At 53.1% G+C, this 2,823-nt stretch carries 1 protein-coding gene; it reads right to left on the bottom strand.

Annotated features, from left to right (window positions below; genetic code table 11):
• Positions 1–2,823: tandem-95 repeat protein (locus NL626_RS22875; RefSeq protein ID WP_253657775.1), on the bottom strand; the 2,823-nt coding region annotated here is incomplete at both ends.

Genomic DNA, 2,823 nt, shown 5'->3' with positions numbered 1-2,823 from the left:
CGTCAGTAACAGCGGTATCATCGTTTGCCACTGGCGCATCGTTCACTGGTGTGACATCGACGTTCACCGTGGTGGACTCCGATACCCCACCGGACGTGACGATGTAGGTGAAGCTGTCTGTACCGTGGAAGTTGTCGTTTGGCGTGTAAGTCACGCTGCCGTCCGGGTTGACCGAGACCGTGCCGTTGGCTGGACCGTTATTGGTATCTAGCGACACCACTTTATCGTCGCCTTCGAACGTGTCGTTCTCTAAGACCTTGATGATGGTTGGCGTATCTTCCACAACCGTCGCTTTATCTGCCACGATATCCGCCACTGGCGCTACTATGAAGTTCACCGTTTGGCTAACGCTCTCGCCGCTTGGATCGGTGGCCGTAAAGGTTAGGCTCTCTGAGCCGTTCCAGTCTGCGGTTGGAGTGAACGTAGCAATACCGTTGACGATCGCCACTTGAATGTTGCTGTTACCAGAGACGCTGAAGGTCAGATCGCCATCGACGTTATCTACATCGCTGAAAGCGGTATTCAGATCGATGCTGTATGGGGTGAAATCTTCCGCCAAGGTTTGGTCTGCAATGCTACTTTCAACCACAGGCGTGTCGTTCACCGCATTCACGGTGACGTTGACCGTCGCTTGGTCAGTCAGTGAACCATCGGTAACGGTGTAAGTGATTTCAGCATCGCCATGGAAGTTCTCAGCTGGTGTGAACACCAATTTGCCATCAACAATTTCGACTTTACCTTGTGCTTCAGGTACAGACGCCGATTCAATCGACAGCGTATCACCATCAATATCAGTATCGTTTGGCAGAACATCAATCGTCACTGGCGTGTCTTCGTCAGTAACGGCATTGTCATTGGTCGCCACTGGCGCGTCATTCACTGGCGTCACATCGACGTTCACCGTGGTGAATTCCGATACCCCACCGGAGGTAACGATGTACGTGAAGCTGTCTGTACCGTGGAAGTTGTCGTTTGGCGTGTAAGTGACGCTGCCGTCCGGGTTGACCGAGACCGTGCCGTTGGCTGGACCGTTATTGCTATCGAGCGACACCACTTTGTCGTCGCCTTCGAACGTGTCGTTACCTAAAACCTTGATGATGGTTGGTGTGTCTTCCACAACCGTCGCGCGGTCAGATTCAATATCTGCCACAGGCGCTACTGTGAAGTTCACCGTTTGGCTAACGCTTTCACCGCTTGGATCGGTGGCGGTAAAGGTTAGGGTTTCTGAGCCATTCCAGTCTGCGGTTGGAGTGAACGTAGCAATGCCATTGACGATCGCCACTTGAATGTTGCTGTTACCAGAGACGCTGAAGGTCAGATCGCCATCGACGTTATCTACATCGCTGAAAGCGGTATTCAGATCGATGCTGTATGGGGTGAAATCTTCCGCCAAGGTTTGGTCTGCAATGCTACTTTCAACCACAGGCGTGTCGTTCACCGCATTCACGGTGACGTTGACCGTCGCTTGGTCAGTCAGTGAACCATCGGTAACGGTGTAAGTGATTTCAGCATCGCCATGGAAGTTCTCAGCTGGTGTGAACACCAATTTGCCATCAACAATTTCGACTTTACCTTGTGCTTCAGGTACAGACGCCGATTGGATAGACAGCGTATCACCATCAATATCGGTGTCGTTTGGCAGGACATCAATCGTCACTGGCGTGTCTTCGTCAGTAACGGCATTGTCATTGGTCGCCACTGGCGCATCGTTCACTGGCGTCACATCGACGTTCACCGTGGTGGACTCCGATACCCCACCTGAGGTGACGATGTAGGTGAAGCTGTCTGTGCCGTGGAAGTTGTCGTTTGGCGTGTAGGTTACGCTGCCATCCGGGTTGACCGAGACCGTGCCGTTAGCTGGTCCGTTATTGGTATCCAGCGACACCACTTTATCGTCGCCTTCGAACGTGTCGTTACCTAAGACCTTAATGATGGTCGGCGTGTCTTCCACAACCGTCGCTTTGTCTGCCACGATGTCCGCCACAGGGGCTACCGCGAAGTTCACCGTTTGGCTAACGCTTTCACCGCCTGGATCGGTGGCGGTAAACGTCAACGCTTCTGAGCCGTTCCAGTCCGCGGTTGGAGTGAACGTAGCAATACCGTTGACGATCGCCACTTGAATGTTGCTGTTGCCGGAGACGCTGAAGGTCAGATCGCCATCCACGTTATCTACATCGCTGAAAGCGGTATTTAGATCGATGCTGTATGGCGTAAAATCTTCCGCCAAGGTTTGGTCTGCAATGTTGCTTTCAACCACAGGCGTGTCGTTCACCGCATTCACGGTGACGTTGACCGTTGCTTGGTCAGTCAGTGCACCATCGCTAACGGTGTAAGTGATTTCAGCGTCACCATGGAAGTTCTCGGCCGGTGTGAAGACCAGTTTTCCATCAATAATTTCAACTGTACCTTGGTCACTCGGCACGGACGCTGATTGGATAGACAACTTATCGCCGTCGATGTCGGTGTCGTTTGGCAGGACATCAATCGTCACTGGCGTGTCTTCGTCAGTAACGGCATTGTCATTGGTCGCCACTGGTGCATCGTTGACTGGTGTGACATCGACGTTCACCGTGGTGAACTCCGATACCCCACCGGAGGTGACGATGTAGGTGAAGCTGTCTGCCCCGTGGAAGTTGTCGTTTGGCGTGTAAGTGACGCTGCCATCCGGGTTGACCGAGACCGTGCCGTTTGCTGGACCGTTATTGGTATCCAGCGACACCACTTTGTCGTCGCCTTCGAACGTGTCGTTACCTAAGACCTTGATGATGGTCGGCGTGTCTTCCACAACCGTCGCTTTATCTGCCACGATGTCCGCCACAGGCG

Source organism: Vibrio sp. Y58_MX_L22 (assembly GCF_024181865.1).
Taxonomy (GTDB): domain Bacteria; phylum Pseudomonadota; class Gammaproteobacteria; order Enterobacterales; family Vibrionaceae; genus Vibrio; species Vibrio alginolyticus.
The sequence above is the reverse complement of the archived record's forward strand: the minus strand, read 5'-3'. Positions and strand labels throughout refer to the sequence as shown.